The following is a 17,875-nucleotide window of genomic DNA, read 5'->3' as shown; positions in this document are numbered from 1 at the left end:
CTGTACGAAATGTATCTGCGCTCGGTTATGCGGCGTTGAAAACAGGCTCGGAATGCTCATTTACAACCCGTAAACTCCGCTTCCTCGCCTGTTTTCGCCTTGCCTAACCTTCGCTCGAAAACATTTCGTACAGACCCTAGTGGGCCGATTCAACGTCGCCGAGCAGGGCGATGGGCGGGCGAATTTAACGCTTGAGTGTGACAACCAAAGGCTTTGGCCGGAATTTGTGAGGGTGTGCTTGAAATTTCGAACGGGTGCTGCGTATTTTGTGACAAATGCCGCTCGCGGCCGTCTTTACAACAAGGAATGGGTTATGGCGACCGAGGGCCAGGGTTCTCGCGCGCAGTACCCGCAAGGCATGGATGAGACTGAATGTGTGGCACCGAGTGCAAAGGCGTTCAATCCCCCGTCACTGACTGGCTTCCTGAACCAAATCACCCTCTGGGCGCGCCGTGTGCTGGCGGCTCAGCGCCAATTTTGCGGTTGAATCTGTGGCAGCCGTTGAGCGCTGCCCGAACTAGGAGTCGCAGGTAAGCCCATGCGCACCATTTGGAAGTCTTTTCGAGCGTTGTACTTTGCCTCGCTGATGATGCTGATCGGTTCTGGCCTGTTGACGACCTACCTGGGCCTGCGCCTGGCGGCCGATGATGTGGACGGCTTGTGGATCGGTGCCCTGATGGCGGCGAACTACCTGGGTCTGGTGCTGGGCGGCAAACTGGGCCACCGCTTGATTGCCCGGGTCGGGCATATTCGTGCCTATGCCACGTGCGCCGGCATTGTTGGCGCGGCGGTGCTGTGCCATGGCCTGACTGACTGGCTGCCGGTGTGGCTGTTGCTGCGGCTTGTCGTTGGCCTGGGGATGATGTGCCAGTACATGGTGATTGAGAGCTGGCTCAATGAGCAGGCCGATGCCAAGCAGCGCGGCCTGGTGTTCAGCCTGTACATGATCGCGTCCTACCTGGGGTTGGTGCTGGGGCAACTGATTCTGGTGGTTCACCCGGCCCTGGGGCCGGAATTGCTGATGATGGTCGCGATGTGTTTCGCCCTGTGCCTGGTGCCGGTGGCGATGACCCGGCGCATTCACCCGGCACCGCTGCGCCCTGCGCCCATGGAACTGAAGTTCTTTATCAAGCGTGTGCCGCAGTCGTTGATCGCCGTGATGGGCGCGGGCTTGCTGCTGGGTTCGTTTTACGGCCTGGCCCCGCTTTACGCCTCTCAGCAAGGGCTGTCGACTGAACTGGTGGGGCTGTTCATGGGCACATGCATCTTTGCCGGGCTGCTGGTGCAAGGGCCGTTGGGTTGGCTGTCGGACCGCTACGACCGGCCGTTGCTGATTCGCATCATCGCGTTGTTACTGGCGGTGGCGGTGCTGCCGCTGGCGATCTTGCCGTCGGTGCCATTGGAAGTCTTGTTTTTGGCGGGCGGTGTGAGCGCCTTGCTGCAATTTTGCATCTACCCGCTGGCCGTGGCGTTTGCCAACGACCACATTGAGAGCGAGCGCCGCGTCTCACTCACCGCCGTGTTGCTGGTGATCTACGGTGTGGGGGCGTGTATCGGGCCGTTGCTGGGCGGGGTGCTGATGAAGCTGTTTGGCAGCCAGATGCTCTATGTGTTTATCAGCGTGGCGAGCCTGTTACTGGTGTGGCGCATCCGCCCGAATGACGTGACCAACCTGCACCAGGTCGACGACGCACCGCTAAACCACGTGGCGGTGCCCAACAGCATGTCCAGCTCACCGCTGGCGGCGGCGTTGGACCCACGGGTGGATGAACAGGTGGTGCAGGAGCAGATGGTCGACGGTGTAGAACTGCCGCCAGAGCCGGATGAAAAACCCCCAGGCCTGTAACGTGCCCTGACTGATCGCGAGCACGCTCGCGCCTGCGCCTTCATGGGGCTCGCTCGCGATCATTTGAAACGCTTTAAAAGTAGTCGTCATCTTTGTCGAAACGCCGGGCATCACGTTGCAACTGGTAGACAAAACGCTCGACCTGGCGCTGTACCGGGCCGCTGATGTTGTGAAAACGCAGGCCCGCGAAGGTGATGTTCAGGCGCTCTTCAAAGTGCAGGTAACGCAACTCCACAGGGGTCGTCATGGCGCCGAAGGGCAGGTTGGCCTTGAAGCGCTCATACACCTGGCCCAACTGAATGCGTTCGCTGATATCACCTTCAAACCGCAGCTTGCAGCCCGTGGCTGAGACGTCCAGCAGCTTGCCCTGGATTGGCACCGGGAGTTTGTCGCCATCCACGAGCACATCCACCAGGTTGGCCAGTTTCAGCGCGGCCCGAAAAGCGTTGCGGCGCTGGTGGTACACCACTTCGCCAGGCAAGGCCCCCACGTAGCTGCGGTGTTCCAGGGTGTTATCGATGCTCAGTGGCGTGTTGCATTCCCAGGCAATGCGCACGCCGTCGTGAAACCCTTCAACCCGAAAGGGCACGCCCATCTCAAGAAAGCGCTCACCGTCACGCGGAATCATTTCATCAAGAACTATGAGGTTTTTCTCACGGTTCACGTCCACCAGATAGCTTTGAAAGCGTTGGGGCTTGTCGTGAAAGGTGATGATCAGCGGGTCATGGCTTTCTTGCAGCATCCGCAAGTTGGAAGCAATTTCCAAAGGTGTCGTCAGAACCTTTGGTGGCTGCGGAGCATCTTGGGCGTCGAACACGGGGCATCTATCTCCAGACAAAAGATAACACACGCAAAACGGGCATTTTGCCATCATGTTGCGCGTCTAGATAGTGTGGGCGTGCAGGCTCAGGCCTGGCTGTAAGCGCGGTGCTTGTTGAGCAGCGAGGTCGAGCCGCGTGCGTCATACAGTGTCGGCGTTTCGCCGCCATGCAGAATGCGCAACTGGTTGGCGGTAATCGCCTGTTGAGTCTGGATGGAGTGGCCGTTCAACTGGTTGGTCGCCTGGCATTGCTCCAGCAACTGGTTCAGCGCCGTGCTTTGGCTGAGCAAGTGTTCGCCCAGCTCCGAGTGGCTGGCCAGGCTTTCGAGGCCACTGCGGTTGGTGGGCAGGCCGAGGCTGGCGAGGACCTGGCTGCGTTGGCGGCCGTGTTGGTCGAGCAACACGATCAACGCGTGTTTGCGCGCCAGAATATCGCCCAGCACGCGCATGTCACGGCCTTTGAGCGCGACGTTCTCGTCCTGCAGCAGGCTCAGCAATTGCTGGGCGGGTGCCAGGTCGTCAGTGATCAGTTGCAGCAATTGGGTGTCGTGCATGTCTGGCTCTGGGGGTTAAGCGTCCAAAAGCCTGGCACTGGCCATCAGGCTAGCGCTGGGCTTCCATGTTAAGCAGTTTGCTGGCGACCCGGTTGCTGTCGACCTGATAGCTGCCATCGGCAATGGCTTGTTTGAGTTCGGCCACACGGCTTTTGTCGACCACGGGCTGGTCACGCAACGTGTCACCGATTTTCTGCAACTGTTGAGCCTCTTGGCTGAGGTGCACAGATTCACCGCTCGGGGTACTGACGCTGGGTTCATCCGGCTTTTTGGCCGGGGCCGCTGACGTGGCGCTACCGGTTTCCTGGCTGGCGTTACTGCGGGTACTGCCCGTCAAGGGCGGTGCGCTGTTGAGGCGACTGAAGTCGATGACCATAACAAAAAACCTCTGGGTATTTGGACGCTTGCCCTGTTTTCGGCCATACCCGGAAAAACTTTAGGCGTGATTAATCATGGGTCTTTGCCGACGGGTACTGATCTGAGTCAACCTCTAGTGTAGGAAAGTAGCAGGGTTGATGCCAGAAGACTGTAGCCCGCCGGGCTAAAAGGCCACTTCGACTTGGCCCGGTGCTGTAATCCGTGCCTTGACCACGCGTTTTGAGTTCAGGTTTTTAACCCGGATCTGCTCGCTCAGGCCGCCATCTGACAGCGCTTCGCCGGGCATTCTGACGCTCAGTGAGCCACTGCGGGCGCTGATCACCACATGGTCGCCCTTGCGCACGGCGGCGGCTTGCTCCAGATGTGTGAGGGTCAACAGTTGGTCGGACACCATGGGGCGCAGCAATGTTTGCCCCACCGCCAATTCGAGGGCGGTTAAGTAACCCTGATTGATCTGGCTGACATCGCGCTCGCGCAAGGTCACGTCGGCATAGTCGACCACCGTGCCGCGCTTGAGCGGGTGGTTAACGGTGACGACTTCGCGGAACAGCTTGACCTGGGCGGGCACAAAAATGGTCCAGGGCGTGAGCCCTTCGCAGCGCACCCGCACGATGACGCGGCCCAGCGGCCGGGCCGGGCTTTCGAGGCTGGCTGTCAAATCCTTGTCGCAATGAGCCAGGCGCAAGCGCGGGTCCAAATTGTTGACCTGGACTTCATAACGGCCCTCTGTCTGGCTGGTGGCCAAGTAGTCTTCCACGGTGAACTCAAGAAAACCCTGGGTCACGCCGATAAGCTGTTCAGGCGAGGTAAAAGCGTCGGCCCGCGCCGAGGCCACGGCCCCGAGCAGGCACGCGAGCGCCAGTGCGCTCACGCTGCGGCGGTGCAGGCGAGGTCCGTGGCAGGATTTTGTCGTTTTAACGTTCATGGCCAATAAATAGCAAAGCCCGTGCCGTTTGCCGGGCAATGCCTGTGGAACAGACTGTTTTCTGAGGGAGTCGAGTATGGCCGGGGTAATGGATGCGGTTAACCAGCGCACTCAACTGGTGGGGCAAAACCGGCTGGAACTGCTGTTGTTTCGCCTGGATGGGCCGCAGTTGTATGGCATCAACGTGTTCAAGGTCAGGGAAGTGCTGCAGTGCCCGAAACTGACGATGCTGCCCAAATCCAATCCGGTGGTGTGCGGTGTGGCGAACATTCGCGGCGCGACCATTCCGATTCTTGACCTGGCGATGGCCACGGGGGCGGGGGCATTGAAAGACCAGAGCAACCCGTTTGTGATCATCACCGAGTACAACACCAAGACCCAGGGCTTTCTGGTGCGCTCGGTGGAGCGCATCGTCAACATGAACTGGGAAGAGATCCACCCGCCACCCAAGGGCACCGGGCGCAATCACTACCTGACGGCCGTGACGCGGCTGGACGACCAATTGGTTGAAATCATCGACGTGGAAAAGGTACTGGCCGAGGTGTCGCCCTCGCCGGAAACCATTTCCAGCGGCGTGGTGGATGCCGATACCCACAGCAAGGCCGTGTCGTTGCGGGTGCTGACCGTGGATGATTCGTCGGTGGCGCGCAAGCAGGTGGCCCGTTGCCTGCAAACGGTGGGTGTGGAAGTGGTGTCGCTCAATGATGGCCGTCAGGCGTTGGAGTACCTGCGCAAAATGGTGGAGGAGGGCAAAGACCCGTCGCAAGAGTTTCTGATGATGATCTCGGACATCGAGATGCCGGAAATGGACGGGTACACTCTGACGGCCGAAATTCGCAACGACCCGCGCATGCACAACCTGCATATCATTCTGCATACTTCACTGTCCGGGGTGTTCAATCAGGCGATGGTCAAGAAAGTCGGTGCCGATGACTTTTTGGCCAAATTCAAACCTGATGACCTCGCCGCACGGGTTGTCGATCGCATCAAGGCAGCAGACTACAGCTAGGGGCGTTGCTTCTGGCGGTCAATACGATTTAAGAGGCACGATCATTTGTCGACGGCTAATTTGGATTTTGAACAGTTCCGGGTCTTCCTGGAAAAAGCCTGTGGCATTTTGCTGGGTGAAAACAAGCAGTACCTCGTCGCCAGCCGCCTGAACAAGCTGATGGAGCAGCAAGGGCTCAAGTCGTTGGGTGAGCTGATTCAGCGTATTCAGAGCCAACCGCGCAGTGGCCTGCGCGAGCAGGTGGTGGATGCCATGACCACCAATGAAACCCTGTGGTTTCGCGATACCTACCCCTTTGAAGTGTTGAAACACAAGGTGCTGCCGGAGCTTATCAAGGCCAACCCGGGGCAGCGCCTGCGCATCTGGTCGGCGGCGTGCTCGTCGGGGCAGGAACCGTACTCGCTGTCGATGACCCTCGACGAATACGAACGCGCCAACCTCGGGCAATTGAAGGGCGGGGCGCAGATTGTCGCCACCGATGTGTCCGGCCTGATGCTCACTGCCTGCCGGGCCGGTGAGTACGACAGCCTGGCGATTGGCCGGGGGTTGTCCCAGGAACGCCTGCAGCGTTACTTCGAACCCAAGGGGCCGGGGCGCTGGGTGATCAAGGCACCGATCAAGAGCCGGGTCGAGTTTCGCGCCTTCAACCTGCTGGACAGCTACGCCGGGTTTGGCAAGTTCGACGTGGTGTTCTGCCGCAACGTGCTGATCTACTTCTCGGCCGACGTGAAAAAAGACATTCTGCTGCGCATTCACAGCACCCTGAAGCCGGGCGGTTACCTGTTTTTGGGGGCCTCTGAAGCCCTCAACGGCTTGCCCGACCACTACCAGATGGTGCAATGCAGCCCGGGGATCATTTACCAGGCCAAGTAAAGGCCCCTTCTGTAGACGCCGCCGGTCGATGCTCGAGGGCGCGTGCCTCGCCATGGAGGCAGCGGGGGGCAGGGCGGCAGAAAAGCGGCAGCCAGCGGTCAGGCCTTGCCGCTTTTTTTTGCCTCCCGTGGCTGCCGCTGGCGGCAAACCCCCGGCCCGTCGGGGCGGTAAAAGCTGGCACGAGGTTTGCTCTAACCCTGTTATGCAAGGCCTGAATCCCGTCTTCAGGTCAGCCCACACAGGTTTCCCGACATGAGCATCAGCTTCGATAAAGCGCTCGGTATCCACGAACAAGCCCTGGGCTTTCGTGCGCAACGTGCCGAAGTGCTGGCCAACAACATCGCCAACGCCGACACCCCGAACTACAAGGCTCGGGACCTGGACTTTGCCGCCGTGCTGGCCGCACAGAGCGAGAAAAACCAGCCCGCCACCTTTGCGCTGACCCATACCAACGCCCGCCATATCGAAGCGCAAGGCCTGAGCAGCGCGGATGACGTGTTGCAGTACCGCACGCCGATGCAGCCTTCCCTTGACCAGAACACGGTGGATGCTCAGTTGGAACAATCGAACTACGCAGAGAACGCGGTCAACTTCCAGGCCAGCTTTACCCTGCTCAACAGCAAATTCAAAGGGTTGATGTCAGCCCTGCGCGGGGAGTAAGTCATGTCTCTAGCCAATGTGTTCAATATTGCCGGCAGCGGCATGAGCGCCCAGACCACACGCCTGAACACCGTCGCCAGCAACATCGCCAACGCCCAGACGGTGTCATCGAGCATGGACCAGACCTACCGCGCCCGTCACCCGGTGTTTGCCACGATGTACCAGGGTGCGCAAAACGGCACCGGCGACTCCTTGTTCCAGAACCAGGACGGCGCGGGGCAAGGCGTGCACGTCCTGGGTGTGGTCGAAGACCAAAGCACCCTCGAAGCCCGTTACGAACCCAACCATCCTTCTGCCGACGCCAAGGGCTATGTGTATTACCCCAACGTCAATGTGGTTGAGGAAATGGCGGACATGATTTCTGCCAGTCGTTCGTTTCAGACCAACGCCGAAATGATGAACACCGCCAAAACCATGATGCAGAAGGTACTGACCCTCGGTCAGTAACAAGGGGCGACGCAAAATGAGTGTGACCGATTCCACCAGTGGCCTGACCCTTAACCAGATCCTGGCCAACTCCGCCAGGTCCAGCAGCCCTGATAACAGCCTGGCGGGCGCTTCCGGCCGTACGGCGCTGGGCAAAGACGCGTTCATGCAGTTGCTGGTGACCCAACTGAAAAACCAGAACCCGCTGGACCCGCAGGACAACACCGCCTTCGTGGCCCAACTGGCGCAGTTCAGCAGCCTTGAAGGCATCACCTCGTTGAACGATTCGGTCAACTCCATTACCGGGGGGCTGCAGTCTTCACAAGCCTTGCAGGCGTCGTCCCTGGTCGGCCGCTCGGTGATCGTGCAAACCGGCGAAGCCTATGTCGATCCGGCGAGCGGCAAGCCGTTCAGCGGCACGGTGGTGGTCAAGGAAGCGGATTCCAAACCCACCGTCAGCATCACCAATGCCGACGGCGAAGTGGTCCGTACCCTGGAGCTGGGTACGCAAAAAGCCGGCAATGTGGACTTCACCTGGGACGGCAAGGACGACGCGGGCGTGCTGCTGGACAAAGGTTCCTACACCTTTACCGCGTCCACCAAAACGGCCACCGGTACCACCGCGCTCACCACTTACCTGCCGGCCACTGTCAACAGCGTAACGCTGAGCAAGACGGGTGGCGAAATCATGCTCAACCTCGCAGGCCTGGGCAGTATTGGTATATCGAAAGTCCAGACTATTGGCCTCTAAGCCGACTCAAAGGAGACATCCATGTCATTCAATATCGGCCTTAGCGGGCTTTCAGCCGCCAGCAAGCAACTGGACGTGACCGGCAACAACATCGCCAACGTGGCCACCACGGGCTTTAAATCGTCCCGTGCCGAATTCGCGGACGTGTACTCGGCCAGCAAGTTGGGCGTCGGTAGCCGCACGGTCGGTAGCGGCGTTAACCTGGCCAATGTGTCGCAGAACTATGGCCAGGGTGCGGTCAACAACACCGGCAACCTGCTGGACATGGCCATCGAGGGCAGCGGCTTTTTTGTCCTTAGCGACAACGGCTCGCTGAGCTACACCCGCGCGGGCACGTTCAAGACCGACAAAGACGGCTTCGTGACCAACAGCACGGGCACCGCACGCTTGCAGGGTTATGGCGTAGACGCCAACGGCAGGATCATGAACGGCGTGTTGACCGACCTGCGTATCGACACCTCGAACCTGGCACCCAAGGCGAGCAGCACGGTGGATTCGACCATCAACCTGAACTCCAACTCAGACGTGATCAACCCGACCGACAACCCGTTCGACCCGAGCAAAACCGCGAGCTACAGCAAAAAATTCAGCACCACCATTTACGACACCCAGGGCAATGCGCACCCGATGGACCAGTACATGGTCAAGACCGGGGCCAACACCTGGGACACCTACACCCTGATTGACGGCCGCAACCCCAATGGTTCGCCGGTGACGGGTGACAAGGCCGAGGCCCCGGTGGCCTCGAGGATGGTATTTGACGCTACGGGCGCGCTGGTCAGCGTTACCACGCCGGGGGCTGATGGCAAGGCTGATGTGATCAGCAGCACCTTGACCGTGGGCAACTGGAAGCCGGGTGCCGAGGTCAATGGCGACTGGGTGAGCAATGGTGCTATGGCCAATGGCACCGGCATTGCCATCAACATGGCCAAAACCACCCAGTACAACACCGACACGTCGCGTAACCCGCCGACTCAGGACGGCTACGCCACCGGCCAGATCAACAACCTGACCATCGACGGTTCGGGCGTGATGTTCGCCAACTTCAGCAACAACCAGAGCCGCGCCATCGGCCAGATTTCCCTGGCCAGCTTCACCAACGAACAAGGCTTGCAAGCCGTGGGCGGCACGGCCTGGAAAGAAACCTTCGCCTCGGGGCAGGCGGGTTACGACGTGCCCAAGGCTGGCACCCTGGGCTCCATCGCGTCGCACTCGTTGGAAGACTCCAACGTCAACCTGACCAACGAACTGGTTGACCTGATCAAAGCGCAGAGCAACTACCAGGCCAACGCCAAAACCATCTCCACCCAAAGCACCATCATGCAGACCATCATCCAGATGACCTGATAACAGCGCGTTTACCACCGGCGTAGGAGCGAGCTTGCTCGCGATCTTTTGATCTTTAAAAACGGTACCGCGCTGTCGTGCAGCAATCCTATCCATTGCTGCGGTCACGGCCACTTGCGGTTCCGGCCTTACGCCGTGGGCCGCCGCGATCGGCCAGCGTGGTTTAAGGAGGCCCTTTTAGATCAAAAGCCAGATCAAAAGATCACGAGCAAGCTCGTTCCTACAGGCCTTGCTGCGTTCGGCCAGCGTGGTTTAAGGGGGCTCTTTTAGATCAAAAGCCAGATCAAAAGATCACGAGCAAGCTCGTTCCTACAGGTCTTGCTGCGTTCGGCCAGCGTGGTTCAAGGGGCGCGCGCAGGAGCTTGCTCGCGATCTTTTGAGGTTAAAAAATCGCGAGCCAAGCCCGGTCAGAGGGTGTTGAACTCGACCCGCTCGGGCACGCGCGTCATCAGCACCTTGCCACCCCGGATCGATACGCGGGCCTTGGCCTGGCGGCGCACGGCTTCGTAGTCGCTGTCGGCGTCCAGAATCACCAGGTTGGCCGGGCGGCCCACGGCAATCCCGTAACGCTCACCCAGGTTCAGCGTGCGGGCACTGTTGTCGGTGACCAGGTCCAGGCAGCGTTGCAGGTCTTCAAAGCCCATCATGTGGCAGATGTGCAAACCGGCATCCAGCACACGCAAAATATTGCCGTTACCCAGCGGGTACCACGGGTCTTTGATGGAGTCCTGGCCCAGGCACACGTTCATGCCCGCACGGTCCAGCTCGGCCACACGGGTCACGCCACGGCGCTTGGGAAAGCTGTCAAAGCGGCCCTGCAAATGAATGCTCTCGGTCGGGCACGACACAAAATTGATGCCCGACAGCTTGAGCAAGCGGAACAGCTTGGAGCAATAAGCGTTGTCGTAAGAACCCATCGCGGTGGTGTGGCTGGCGGTCACGCGGCTGCCCATGCCGCGTACGCGCGCTTCTTCGGCCAGCACTTCGAGAAAGCGCGAGTGCGGGTCGTCGGTTTCGTCGCAGTGCACGTCCACCAGGCAGCCGGTGCGCTCGGCCAGGTCCATCAGAAACTTGATGGAACTGACGCCTTGTTCTCGGGTGTTCTCAAAGTGAGGAATACCCCCGACCACATCAGCCCCCATTTCCACGGCACGGGTCATCAACTCGCGTCCGCCCTCGTACGACTCGATACCTTCCTGAGGAAAGGCCACGATTTGCAGGTCGATCAGGTGGCGGGCTTCCTCGCGCACCTCCAACAGGGCTTTGAGCGCGCCGAGCGTCGGGTCGGTGACGTCGACATGGGTGCGCACGTGCTGAATGCCGTGCTCGGCCAGCATGCGGATGGTGGTGTGGGCGCGCTGCTTGGTGTCCTCAAAGGTGATGGTTTCCTTGCGCTGGGCCCAGCGCTCGATGCCCTCGAACAGCGTACCGCTGAGGTTCCATTGCGGCTGCCCGGCCGTCAGGGTCGCGTCCAGATGGATATGCGGCTCCACCAGTGGGGCGATCAGCAGTTGCCCTTGGGCGTCGATGTCCTGGCCCTGCGGTTGCACGGTACCGCTTTGCAGGGTGATGGCGCTGATGCGCTCGCCTTCGCAGCTGACCGTGTACAGGCCGGGGGTTTTACGCAACGTGGCATTGATAATGTTCATGGTCGATCCTGTCGTTGGGCTTCGGTCATGCGCCATACCAGCAGGGCAACCGAAGCGTTCATTCTGAAAAGAGGGTCATCGAGCGAATGGCCGCTGTGGTGCTCGATGCGTTGTATCCGTTGGTTCAGGGTGTTGCGGTGGATGTTCAGGCGCTGGGCAGCCTTGAGCGCATTGCCGTTCTCCTGCAACAGCGCGTCCAGGGTTTCAATCAACAGGTAGGGCTGTTTGCGCCGGGTGTCGATCATCTGCCCGAGGGTGTGAGTGACAAACACATCGATCACCGAGCGGTCACCAATGGCTTGCAACAGCCGTAGCACGCCCAGCTCGTTGAAGTCACACGCGCCCGTGGCGGGGCGCAGGTTTTCCGCCACCTCCAGCGCCTGGCGCGCCTCGTTCAAGGCCCGCCGGTAATCGGCACAATCGTCGACCTCGCTCGCCAGCCCCATAAACAGGGCGAGGTCGCCGATCAGGGCCTTCAAGCCGTGATACAGCCCTGCCAATTGCCCGCGTAACGCGTCGGGTGCGGGCAGCAGCACAATAAACAGGTCGCCTTGCACCACCACCGGCAAGGCGTCGGGCAGGGTGCGGTTCCAGGCGTCGAGGTGATCCAGCACGGCCTGGCGCAGGTGTTGCAAGCGGCGCTCGGCCTCATCGGGGGCATGTTGCTCGAACAGCCCGCTGACCGCTGACAACCGTAACGCCACCAAGCGCCGCGGGCCGCTGAGGGGCAATTGCACATGGGCCGCCCGTTGCCGGGCCGTGGCCAGGCTGGGGTAATCGCCGCTGAGCAGTTGCGCCAGAATGTCGTGGCGCGAGCGCCGGGTGTGCGCCATCTGCACCAGCGCCGTCCCGATCAGGTGCGTGACGATGACCATCTTCAGCAGGTACGGCTGCTCAATCAGCGGTAGCCCGTAACGCTCGGCGAGGGCGACCACCGAGTCGGGAATGCGCTGAATAAACGCCGCGCCGGTGAGAATCACCAGCCCGGCAATCGCGCTGTCATGGCCTTCTTCAACCATGCGCAGCAGGTTAGCTTCGTCGCGGGGGTGATTGATGCCCGTGATAAACACCAACTCGCCGCCCATCACCCAGTCGGCGATGCCCTCGTTTTCGGCCACATACGGCCAGCGCACGGTGCGGTGCAGGTTGCGGGCACCGGCGCGCAGGGTCATCTCTTGCAGGCCTTCGAGTGCCAGAATGTCTTCGATGGTCAGACTCAACGTTCCTCCTGAGCGACCGGCACGGCGGCCCGACGCTTGCTTATTTCTACCAGCACCGCATAGCACAGCGCCGAGGCACCAATGCCCACCAGCGGCGCGATCCACGGCGAGCTATAGGCCAGCACCGCACCCACGGCATACGCCGTCAGCCCCAGCACGTTGTAGCGCGGCAATGTGACGCTCGCCAGCAGCGGGTACTTGCCGCGATGGCGGTACCAGAAGTCCGCCATGATCACCCCGCCAATCGGTGGAATGATCGAGCCCAGCAGCACCAGGAACGGAATCAGCCATTCGTACATGCCGCCCATGGCCAGCACCACGCCGATCGCGGCTGCGATCAGCGTCATGGTGCGGCGGCGGTCGCTGCGCACCAGGTGGCAGGCCGCGGCCGACACGTTGTAGATCGTCGGGCCCTGAATAGTCCACAGGTTCAGGCACAGCATGACCACGGCCGCAAACGACAGGCCTTGCAGCATCATCACTTCAACAATGTCGGCTTGTTGATACACCATGGCACACCAGGCCCCGGCGACCACCATCAAGCCATTGCCCACCAGAAAACTGACCACACTGGCGATCACCGCCACCCGGCCGCTGCGCGACAACCGTGTCCAGTTTGTGGCTTGGGTTGCGCCGCTGGCGAAGGTGCCAAACACCATCGTAATCGCGGCCGAAATCGTCATGGTTTCGTGGGGGATCACCGCGGCCAGCCCCTTGAAGCCACCGACATGTTGCGTGGCCAAGTACATGGACACGGCCAGCAGCACAAACATCAGCGGCACCGACACCCGCGACAAGCTGTCCAGGCCTTTGAACCCGATGATGGCGGTAATACTGAAACCAAAACCGAACACCACCATCAACGGCAAGGTAAAGCCTTGCGCCAGGCCGAGCATCTTCACCAGCACAATCGCCACCGTGGCCGTGCCCCAGGCGTACCAGCCCAGCTCGGCAAACCCGAGCAGAAAATCCGAAAGCCGGCTGCCGGCCTCGCCAAAACAGAAACGCCCCATCAACACCGTGTTCAAACCGCTGCGAGACGCGATCAGCGCCAGCGCAGCGGCATACAGTGCCAGCAGACTGTTACCGATGGCCGCGATCCACAGCATGTCGACAAAGTTGAACGCCATGCCCAGCTTGCCGCCGGCGAACATGGTTCCGGTAAAGAAAGTAAAACTGAACAGCACCATCGAAATCGACAACAGGCCCTTACGCGCCGTGCGTGGGGCTTCGCTCAAAGGAAACTCGCCGGGTGAACTCATGGTGTAACTCTCCGCCTCGAATGGGTAGGAATGTAGTCAATGGCACCTGAGGCGTAGAGCAATAAGTGGGCCTGTTTTGAACGAAGCGCTAAAACCGAAAAAAGCAGGCACAAGGCATGGTAGTTAGTGTGCAAAGTGAACATTTTTATGAGTTTTTATAAAGGATCGTTGTGCAGAGTGATTCATTATGTAGCGTGAGCGCACTGTTTGGGTACATCAGCGTTGCCGCGTCTTTTTTTCGGGGGGAGGCGGGCGCACCTGGGCGGTGTTGGAGAGTGCGCCCCACGATTTTTCAGGATGTTTCGCACAGCGTTGCCAATTGCCGCACGCAAGAGACGACGCCTATAGTCAGCGCTCGCCGAACAGGCGACCGGGTTTGGCGACTTGGAATTGAACAATGGTTGCGTGTAGTTGTTGTGAAATAGGGCAGAGCGTGTATTTTGCATCGCGCTGCTTTATGGCAGCTGTGCGTGGGAGATCTTCGGATCTGCCGGTATTCCTTGTTCTACCGGTTCGCCAACCTGCGCACAGCGGCCACCTACTTTTGTTTGGCGACGAAAGCGGTGGCTCCAATCAGCAACAAGGAGCTTTACCTATGACGGCATCCCCTTATATTCCGCTAACCGCCATCGACTGCTGCATTCCTGCCTTACTCATTGACCGCCACGCGCCGCTGGATGTACTGCATGCCAATGCCATGGCCCGAGTGCGGGCGGTGACTCAACTGATGGAAACCTACGCCAGCCGAGAGCTGGTACACGCCGACGCGGCCGACCTCAAACACCTGGCGACCGTGGCCATGCTATTACTGCGCGATGGCTGCGACCTGATGAACGTAGTGGGCTGGCGTTTACAGCCCGCCTGAGCAAAAGGTTGTGTAAATACCATCGCAGTAGCTCGGCTCTTAATAAATGATTTCATAAAGAGTTGTATTAAAGCCAAGTGCCATAAGGATTTAGGGTGTTGGTTAACAATATTTCATGAGGGGTGTGAGAGTTTTCTGTAAGAAATTTAACTTTTACCTTGAGGCTGGGTGGGTAATTACGAGTGTAGGAAATATCTGAAATTGCTCATGATATTTTGACCTTGTTTAAATAGTGAGTTATAGCTTTGCTTGTAGTTTGCGTAAATGTACCGCTGCATAACTAAAATTATGAGGTGCGTTAGGGCAGTGACACATTAGGGCAAGTCCTGGTCATGGTTTGCAGGCGTGTCTTTTATGAGGCAGACACGCCTGCATATTTCCGTATAGGGCAGCCTTTGTTTCGTGATGTAGATACTTTTTTAGCTGAGCGCGACTTTACGTTTCACTGTTTTACCGGCTACGGTACTCGATCACCTCGTGGCGTGAAAGTAGACGGTAGTTCGGTAAATGGTATCAATCAATGGTTATGGGCTGATGCATTTTATTCTCATCGGTTCAATGATGATGAATTTTGGCGTGTGTCGAATCGTCTGGTTAAGTTGGCCTGTGTTTTTCATTGTGTTTACAAGTCGTATGACTTTGCCGTGCATGCATTAAAGTGCTTCGATCAGTTGGGCGGGAGCGCTTGTTGTCATGAGTATGTGCGTTACTTGCAGGAGATGGGTGTTGATGTTTAGGAGGGAGAGGGCAGTGAATGGATAATGGAAGGCATGGTTAAAAAATTGAGTCTTGTCTGAAAGTTATTTTTCCTGAGAGGTCATGTGTGATGCCCCATTTAAGTGAGAAGAAGGATCGTGAGTCGGGAGGGATGGATTCGCTAAGTTCCAAGTTGTTAGACAGCACGATTGCGGCAAGAAAAATATTTATTACAGGAGAGATCAATACAAAAATGGCCAAGGATGCCGTGCAGCAACTGCATGCACTTGCCTATATGAGTGATGAGCCCATTCTTGTTTTTATTAGCTCGCCTGGGGGGCATGTAGAGTCAGGGGATATGATATTTGATGCGATACGCTTTATTAAGCCGGTGGTCATCACCATTGGCTCAGGCTGGGTGGCAAGTGCGGGTGCACTTATCTATGTTGCTGCGGATAAAGAAAATCGTTATTCATTGCCCAATACCCGTTTTTTACTTCATCAACCCTCAGGTGGTTTTCAAGGTAAAGCGATGGATTTTGAAGCGTATGCAAAAGAAATTATAGAGATGAAAGAAAGACTTAACAGGATTTTTTCTGACGCAACAGGGCAGCCTATTGAAAGAGTCAGAATCGATACGGATAAAGATTTTTGGCTGAGTGCAGAAGAGGCTGTTGAATATGGGCTCGTTCACTCAATTGTCGTAAAGGAAAATGAAATTCATAAGTGAAGTAGACGATCTGCCACTGCAGAAAAAATATTATCAGTCGTTTTCAGGGCGAGAGAGTGATTTCTATTCTTTGAAACCAGGCCGTGCGTACGCGACGAGAACGATGGTCATTTTTTTAATGCCTGTGTGTTGATAGTTCTGACCGTTGAACACCGTAAGCATGTTAAGCGTGCTAGCCGTTAATGGCTTGGATGACAGCCCCAAAAAACAAAACCCCCGCAAAACCCAACTGTATCCAGGGTTTAACGGGGGTTTTTAGTCAGGCGGTCAACCCGCCTGGCCATTCAGCTTATTGGCACGCTTCGCAATCCGGCTCGTCAATCGCGCAAGCCTTGGGCACCGGTGCTGGACCGGCCGGGGCGGCTGTGACGTCTTCGCTGTGATTGCCGCTCGATACCGCATTGAGCTTGCCGGTGTTAACGGTGGACTTCTCGGTGCTGGTCGCGGCCAGGGCACGGAGGTAGTAGGTGGTTTTCAAACCACGGTACCAGGCCATGCGGTAGGTCACGTCCAATTTCTTGCCCGAAGCACCGGCAATGTACAGGTTCAGCGACTGCGCCTGGTCGATCCACTTCTGACGACGGCTGGCCGCGTCAACGATCCACTTGGTGTCCACTTCGAACGCGGTGGCGTAGAGCGCTTTGAGTTCTTGCGGGATGCGCTCGATCTGCTGCACGGAACCGTCGTAGTACTTCAGGTCGTTGATCATGACCGAGTCCCATAGATCGCGCGCCTTCAGGTCGCGAACCAGGTACGGGTTGATCACGGTGAATTCGCCCGAGAGGTTCGATTTCACGTAGAGGTTCTGGTACGTCGGTTCGATCGACTGCGACACGCCTGTGATGTTGGCGATGGTCGCGGTCGGTGCGATGGCCATGATGTTGGAGTTGCGAATGCCTTTTTGTACACGGGCGCGAACCGGTGCCCAGTCCAGGGATTCGTTCAGGTCAACGTCGATGTATTGCTGGCCGCGCTGCTCGATCAGGATTTGTTGCGAATCCAGCGGCAATACGCCTTTGGACCACAGCGAGCCCTGGAACGTCTCGTAAGCACCGCGCTCGTCAGCCAGGTCGCACGACGCTTGAATGGCGAAGTAGCTGACCGCTTCCATCGACTTGTCGGCAAATTCCACGGCCGCTTGCGAAGCGTACGGGATGTGTTGCAGGTACAACGCGTCCTGGAAGCCCATGATGCCCAGGCCGACCGGGCGGTGCTTGAGGTTCGAGTTGCGCGCTTGCGGCACCGAGTAGTAGTTGATGTCGATCACGTTATCGAGCATGCGCACGGCAACGTCGATGGTGCGCTTCAACTTGTCGGTGTCCAGCTTGCCGTCCTTGATGTGGTTCGGCAGGTTGATCGAGCCCAGGTTGCAAACGGCGATTTCGTCCTTGTTGGTGTTCAAGGTGATCTCGGTGCACAGGTTCGAGCTGTGGACCACGCCCACGTGCTGCTGCGGGCTGCGCAGGTTGCACGGGTCTTTGAAGGTCAGCCACGGGTGGCCGGTTTCAAACAGCATGGACAGCATTTTGCGCCACAGGTCTTTGGCCTGAAGGGTCTTGAACAGTTTGACCTTGCCCGGGTACTCGGTCAGGGCTTCGTAGTACTCGTAGCGCTCTTCGAAGGCCTTGCCGGTCAGGTCGTGCAGGTCCGGCACTTCGGACGGCGAGAACAGGGTCCATTTGCCGTCATCGAAGACGCGCTTCATGAACAGGTCTGGGATCCAGTTGGCGGTGTTCATGTCGTGGGTACGACGGCGGTCATCACCGGTGTTCTTGCGCAGCTCGATGAACTCTTCGATGTCCATGTGCCAGGTTTCCAGGTAGGCACACACAGCGCCCTTGCGCTTGCCACCCTGGTTCACGGC

Annotated in this window: 18 protein-coding genes; 10 read left to right on the top strand and 8 right to left on the bottom strand. The window is 58.4% G+C overall.

Features of this window, described 5'->3' with window-relative positions; all coding sequences use genetic code 11:
• Positions 1–313 precede the first annotated feature (313 nt).
• Positions 314–487: a hypothetical protein gene (locus Q1W15_RS23465; protein WP_300733437.1), complete on the top strand. Its 174-nt coding sequence runs from the start codon at positions 314–316 to the stop codon at positions 485–487.
• Positions 488–538: 51 nt separating this feature from the next.
• A complete protein-coding gene (locus Q1W15_RS23460; RefSeq protein WP_300733432.1) occupies positions 539–1,846 on the top strand; it encodes an MFS transporter in 1,308 nt (435 codons plus the stop codon).
• A gap of 73 nt (positions 1,847–1,919) precedes the next feature.
• Here the strand turns inward: Q1W15_RS23460 and Q1W15_RS23455 are convergent, their stop codons facing one another.
• The 4 genes from Q1W15_RS23455 to flgA all read right to left on the bottom strand — a co-directional run bounded on the left by Q1W15_RS23455 (position 1,920) and on the right by flgA (position 4,523).
• On the bottom strand, positions 1,920–2,663 hold the full coding sequence (locus Q1W15_RS23455) for a flagellar brake protein (RefSeq protein WP_300733426.1): 744 nt from the start codon (positions 2,661–2,663) through the stop codon (positions 1,920–1,922).
• An 89-nt stretch (positions 2,664–2,752) separates the two neighbouring features.
• Positions 2,753–3,220, bottom strand: coding sequence for a flagella synthesis protein FlgN (locus Q1W15_RS23450; RefSeq protein WP_300733420.1), 468 nt, complete (start codon positions 3,218–3,220; stop codon positions 2,753–2,755).
• A gap of 49 nt (positions 3,221–3,269) precedes the next feature.
• Positions 3,270–3,596, bottom strand: coding sequence for a flagellar biosynthesis anti-sigma factor FlgM (gene flgM, locus Q1W15_RS23445; RefSeq protein WP_300733416.1), 327 nt, complete (start codon positions 3,594–3,596; stop codon positions 3,270–3,272).
• A 165-nt stretch (positions 3,597–3,761) separates the two neighbouring features.
• Positions 3,762–4,523 carry a flagellar basal body P-ring formation chaperone FlgA gene (flgA, locus tag Q1W15_RS23440; RefSeq protein ID WP_300733410.1) on the bottom strand — a complete coding sequence of 254 codons (762 nt, stop codon included), beginning with the start codon at positions 4,521–4,523 and terminating at the stop codon, positions 3,762–3,764.
• Positions 4,524–4,599: 76 nt separating this feature from the next.
• On the opposite strand from flgA, the gene Q1W15_RS23435 reads away from it, so the two are divergent.
• The 6 genes from Q1W15_RS23435 (at position 4,600) to flgE (ending at position 9,589) form a co-directional block, all read left to right on the top strand.
• Positions 4,600–5,532: a chemotaxis protein CheV gene (locus tag Q1W15_RS23435; protein ID WP_300733405.1), complete on the top strand. Its 933-nt coding sequence runs from the start codon at positions 4,600–4,602 to the stop codon at positions 5,530–5,532.
• Positions 5,533–5,577: 45 nt separating this feature from the next.
• Positions 5,578–6,405, top strand: a complete 828-nt coding sequence (gene cheR / locus Q1W15_RS23430) for a protein-glutamate O-methyltransferase CheR (RefSeq protein ID WP_300733401.1) — start codon at positions 5,578–5,580, stop codon at positions 6,403–6,405.
• A 252-nt stretch (positions 6,406–6,657) separates the two neighbouring features.
• Positions 6,658–7,065: a flagellar basal body rod protein FlgB gene (flgB, locus tag Q1W15_RS23425; RefSeq protein ID WP_300733398.1), complete on the top strand. Its 408-nt coding sequence runs from the start codon at positions 6,658–6,660 to the stop codon at positions 7,063–7,065.
• Between the two features lie 3 nt (positions 7,066–7,068).
• The gene (flgC, locus tag Q1W15_RS23420; protein WP_300733395.1) at positions 7,069–7,512 is read left to right on the top strand and encodes a flagellar basal body rod protein FlgC; all 444 of its coding nucleotides are present in this window, start codon (positions 7,069–7,071) and stop codon (positions 7,510–7,512) included.
• A 16-nt stretch (positions 7,513–7,528) separates the two neighbouring features.
• Positions 7,529–8,242, top strand: coding sequence for a flagellar hook assembly protein FlgD (locus Q1W15_RS23415; RefSeq protein WP_300733392.1), 714 nt, complete (start codon positions 7,529–7,531; stop codon positions 8,240–8,242).
• Positions 8,243–8,263: 21 nt separating this feature from the next.
• Complete coding sequence (gene flgE, locus Q1W15_RS23410; RefSeq protein ID WP_300733389.1) at positions 8,264–9,589, top strand: flagellar hook protein FlgE; 1,326 nt, start codon at positions 8,264–8,266, stop codon at positions 9,587–9,589.
• Positions 9,590–9,996: 407 nt separating this feature from the next.
• Here flgE and codA read toward each other — a convergent pair whose 3' ends face one another.
• Genes codA through codB form a run of 3 tightly spaced genes read right to left on the bottom strand, consistent with a single transcriptional unit; the run spans position 9,997 to position 13,720 of the window.
• Entirely contained in the window at positions 9,997–11,238 is a 1,242-nt protein-coding gene (gene codA, locus Q1W15_RS23405; protein ID WP_300733386.1) for a cytosine deaminase, read from the bottom strand.
• A complete protein-coding gene (locus Q1W15_RS23400; protein ID WP_300733382.1) occupies positions 11,235–12,458 on the bottom strand; it encodes a PucR family transcriptional regulator in 1,224 nt (407 codons plus the stop codon). Before Q1W15_RS23400 ends, codA begins: the two co-directional genes overlap by 4 nt.
• Positions 12,455–13,720, bottom strand: a complete 1,266-nt coding sequence (codB, locus tag Q1W15_RS23395) for a cytosine permease (RefSeq protein ID WP_300733379.1) — start codon at positions 13,718–13,720, stop codon at positions 12,455–12,457. The genes Q1W15_RS23400 and codB overlap by 4 nt, the downstream gene beginning before the upstream one ends.
• Positions 13,721–14,315: 595 nt before the next feature.
• Between codB and Q1W15_RS23390 the strand changes: the two genes are divergently transcribed.
• Positions 14,316–14,585, top strand: coding sequence for a short-chain dehydrogenase (locus Q1W15_RS23390; RefSeq protein ID WP_300733376.1), 270 nt, complete (start codon positions 14,316–14,318; stop codon positions 14,583–14,585).
• Positions 14,586–15,411: 826 nt separating this feature from the next.
• A complete protein-coding gene (locus Q1W15_RS23385; RefSeq protein WP_300733373.1) occupies positions 15,412–16,011 on the top strand; it encodes an ATP-dependent Clp protease proteolytic subunit in 600 nt (199 codons plus the stop codon).
• A gap of 289 nt (positions 16,012–16,300) precedes the next feature.
• On the opposite strand, the gene Q1W15_RS23380 is transcribed toward Q1W15_RS23385, so the two are convergent.
• Positions 16,301–17,875: ribonucleoside-diphosphate reductase subunit alpha (locus tag Q1W15_RS23380; RefSeq protein WP_300733370.1), on the bottom strand; the 1,575-nt coding region annotated here is incomplete at its 5' end.

This window comes from Pseudomonas sp. (assembly GCF_030150285.1).
In the GTDB taxonomy this organism is placed as follows: domain Bacteria; phylum Pseudomonadota; class Gammaproteobacteria; order Pseudomonadales; family Pseudomonadaceae; genus Aquipseudomonas.
The sequence above is the reverse complement of the archived record's forward strand: the minus strand, read 5'-3'. Positions and strand labels throughout refer to the sequence as shown.

Excerpts from the sequence above, each read along its gene's own strand:
- flgM (WP_300733416.1), bottom strand. The coding sequence starts at position 3,596 with ATGGTCATCGACTTCAGTCGCCTCAACAGCGCACCGCCCTTGACGGGC.
- flgB (WP_300733398.1), top strand. The coding sequence starts at position 6,658 with ATGAGCATCAGCTTCGATAAAGCGCTCGGTATCCACGAACAAGCCCTG.
- Q1W15_RS23415 (WP_300733392.1), top strand. The coding sequence starts at position 7,529 with ATGAGTGTGACCGATTCCACCAGTGGCCTGACCCTTAACCAGATCCTG.
- codA (WP_300733386.1), bottom strand. The coding sequence starts at position 11,238 with ATGAACATTATCAATGCCACGTTGCGTAAAACCCCCGGCCTGTACACG.
- codB (WP_300733379.1), bottom strand. The coding sequence starts at position 13,720 with ATGAGTTCACCCGGCGAGTTTCCTTTGAGCGAAGCCCCACGCACGGCG.
- flgC (WP_300733395.1), top strand. The coding sequence starts at position 7,069 with ATGTCTCTAGCCAATGTGTTCAATATTGCCGGCAGCGGCATGAGCGCC.
- Q1W15_RS23450 (WP_300733420.1), bottom strand. The coding sequence starts at position 3,220 with ATGCACGACACCCAATTGCTGCAACTGATCACTGACGACCTGGCACCC.
- flgE (WP_300733389.1), top strand. The coding sequence starts at position 8,264 with ATGTCATTCAATATCGGCCTTAGCGGGCTTTCAGCCGCCAGCAAGCAA.
- Q1W15_RS23390 (WP_300733376.1), top strand. The coding sequence starts at position 14,316 with ATGACGGCATCCCCTTATATTCCGCTAACCGCCATCGACTGCTGCATT.
- Q1W15_RS23435 (WP_300733405.1), top strand. The coding sequence starts at position 4,600 with ATGGCCGGGGTAATGGATGCGGTTAACCAGCGCACTCAACTGGTGGGG.
- Q1W15_RS23465 (WP_300733437.1), top strand. The coding sequence starts at position 314 with ATGGCGACCGAGGGCCAGGGTTCTCGCGCGCAGTACCCGCAAGGCATG.
- Q1W15_RS23460 (WP_300733432.1), top strand. The coding sequence starts at position 539 with ATGCGCACCATTTGGAAGTCTTTTCGAGCGTTGTACTTTGCCTCGCTG.
- flgA (WP_300733410.1), bottom strand. The coding sequence starts at position 4,523 with ATGAACGTTAAAACGACAAAATCCTGCCACGGACCTCGCCTGCACCGC.
- Q1W15_RS23385 (WP_300733373.1), top strand. The coding sequence starts at position 15,412 with ATGCCCCATTTAAGTGAGAAGAAGGATCGTGAGTCGGGAGGGATGGAT.